This window comes from Vibrio sp. 10N.247.310.24 (assembly GCF_041467175.1).
Taxonomy (GTDB): Bacteria; Pseudomonadota; Gammaproteobacteria; order Enterobacterales; family Vibrionaceae; genus Vibrio; species Vibrio tasmaniensis_A.
Window position 1 is genome coordinate 1 of sequence record NZ_JBFSUD010000162.1, and the last position, 2,412, is coordinate 2,412.

At 41.9% G+C, this 2,412-nt stretch carries 4 protein-coding genes; 3 read left to right on the forward strand and 1 reads right to left on the reverse strand.

Annotated elements, in window-relative coordinates; translation table 11 throughout:
• Positions 1–509 (reverse strand): tyrosine-type recombinase/integrase (locus AB6E08_RS23015; RefSeq protein WP_372160322.1); only part of this gene is annotated, 509 nt, incomplete at its 3' end.
• Between the two features lie 223 nt (positions 510–732).
• On the opposite strand from AB6E08_RS23015, the gene AB6E08_RS23020 reads away from it, so the two are divergent.
• The 3 genes from AB6E08_RS23020 to AB6E08_RS23030 all read left to right on the forward strand — a co-directional run bounded on the left by AB6E08_RS23020 (position 733) and on the right by AB6E08_RS23030 (position 2,247).
• Positions 733–1,254, forward strand: a complete 522-nt coding sequence (locus AB6E08_RS23020) for a hypothetical protein (RefSeq protein WP_157934780.1) — start codon at positions 733–735, stop codon at positions 1,252–1,254.
• 211 nt (positions 1,255–1,465) lie between these two features.
• Complete coding sequence (locus tag AB6E08_RS23025; protein WP_133148807.1) at positions 1,466–1,780, forward strand: hypothetical protein; 315 nt, start codon at positions 1,466–1,468, stop codon at positions 1,778–1,780.
• Positions 1,777–2,247 (forward strand): hypothetical protein, encoded by a 471-nt coding sequence (locus AB6E08_RS23030; protein ID WP_102338649.1) that lies wholly within the window; start codon positions 1,777–1,779, stop codon positions 2,245–2,247. The genes AB6E08_RS23025 and AB6E08_RS23030 overlap by 4 nt, the downstream gene beginning before the upstream one ends.
• Positions 2,248–2,412: the final 165 nt, after the last annotated feature.

The window sequence follows — 2,412 nt, forward strand, 5'->3', positions numbered from 1 at the left end:
ATTCGGTCTTTGCCGCCTTTTCCTTCGCGTATGTGAACCCGCATCGTTTGGCTGTCGATATCGTGAACCGTGAGATTGAGCCCTTCACCAAGGCGTAATCCCATGCTGTAAAGAGTTAAGAAGAAGACTTGATAACGGGCTTGTCGCGTGTGGTTAATCAGTGAGCTGACTTGTTGCGGTGTGAGTATGTCGGGCAGTCGTTTCACTTGTGGCGGCTTCACGATATTGAGCCACTCCCACTGTTTACCCTGCGTGTAGCGATAGAAAAACTGTAAGCCATTACGATCGAGTTTAATGGTGCTCCACGAGTGGGTTTGGATAAGAGACGCGAAGAACTGTTTGAGATCGGCCGTGGTTAATGTGTCAGGAACGCGATCGAAATGATCGGTGATCCGACGAACCGCACGAGAATAGGCATCAACCGTCGCAGGGCGTTTACCTTGCAGCTTTAGGTTGGTAAGGTGTTGTTCATAAAGGGCGTTGTAGCGTTTTAAGTCGGTGGGGTTCATAAGTTACTCCTGTCAACGACCATCCAAATGATGGTGTTACAAGAGTATGGCTTGCACTCGCTTTACTCTGCCGCGCAGCGGCTTCGTTCAACAAACTGTTTAAGAGTGATTCGCAACGCGTGGCATTTTCACTATGCGTTGCGTTTAGTGTTTAAGGTGGTATGCGGCGGCTTGGTATTGCGTTGCTCACACCTTAACAGGGCGTTAGCACGCAGGAGCCATAATGACGTACAAAATTAGAGAAAATTGCATTTTCGAGCATGTTGATGTTTATGAAAGTGAAGATGAACTTCATGCATACTTGAACAAAATCAGTGGTCCTTTTGGCTTAATGATTATGGAGTTCAATGCCCTTGAAGATGAAATCACGATTTGCCTTACTGAAACCTACGAATTGCTCGATGAATCTATTGATATAAAAGTCCTTGGTAAAATGTACAAAGGTAAGCTAGACAAGCTTGTTAAGCAGTATAAGGCTCTTATTGGCTCTAACCACGAACTAGGAGAAGCTCTTACTATTTTGGAAAAGTTACTCGACGACAGTGGTAATTCAAGAAATCAATTTACTCATGCTAGCTGGTTGTACGCATCACCTTCTGAAGGGGTAGCATGCTCAAAAGATAAGACTACTTATCGTAAGTTTGAGTTGTCTGACATTCAGAATACTCACAATACAATCACAAACGCACGAGCACACTTGATTCACTTCCACCATCGAGTACAGCGTGCTAACAAAAGCATTTAAGACGGATTCGCAATGCTCGGCATTTTCGGTTTGATTCAGCTTTAGTGTTACGGCACAATGGTTTAGGTCGGGTGGCCTGCGTTGCTCGCCACTTAATGCGGCGTTATGCTTTTGTCTGTCTCCAGACATATGCACCTTGATGACTTCAGAGGAAATGATACAATGAACGCCATTCTGATTAATGTCTATCTTCATATTAGCTGGAGGTCTTTTGAGATTATTTGTAAAAAAGCAATCGGGTGAAAAGATTTATCTAAAAATGACTGCTCTGACTAAGAGAGATCTTGTTAATAAAATTGGTGGTCATAAATTTACTCTCGACGGTCACGTTTACAGTGTTAGCAATGTAACGGCAGAGCCATCTAGTGATAATGCTGCTGTTTCTATGGTAATTGGTGGTGCTGTTGGTTTGCTTGGCGGAGTTGCTGGGGTAATTGCAGGTGGTGCGCTTGGTGGTTTAATTGGAAGTGATAAAGATAAAAAAGATCTTCTAATGGTGAAGCGCTTCAATGGGAGTAAATCGTGAATTTTAAGGTTTTACTCGCAGCTAGTGTTTTAGCCATAGTTTGTTTCATCTTTACAATTTATCAGACCGAAGCAATGCTACTGATACGTAATTTTCTCGAATCTGGCTATTTAATGATTGTGTGTCTTATTTTTGTAGTAGTTTCTGTCCTTTGTCACACAATGTTTGTACCAGAGACTACGTTAGACGTGCCTATGTTTAAAAGTAATCAACTGTGGATTCTTGAAGTAATTGTCAATATTGCTACTTATGCAGCAATAACCTCTACGGCTATTACTCTATTAAAAGCCATATATATACAGCAGTTTTATGGTGATATTCAGTATTTTCACCAGTTTGAAAACTACGATATTTACACGATGTTTGCTGTAAGTGGTGTTTTACTTTGGTTCTCAATGTTTAAGTGCTGGCAACTGTTTCATGAAGCTCTTAATACGAATGAGGGTATGGTTGTAAAAAAAGCATAACATAGCATTTAAGACTGATTCCCAACGCTTGGCATTTTTCATTCCATCGTTGGGTTTTGTGTTTACGGTGGTATGGTTAGGTTTCGTGGTAGTGTTGCTCACTACTTAACGCGGCTACATGGATTCCCCCGGTTGTCAAACATCCGCTAAACTTATGTTGATGGG

Coding starts and splice junctions, on each gene's coding strand:
- AB6E08_RS23020 (WP_157934780.1), top strand. CDS start 733: ATGACGTACAAAATTAGAGAAAATTGCATTTTCGAGCATGTTGATGTT.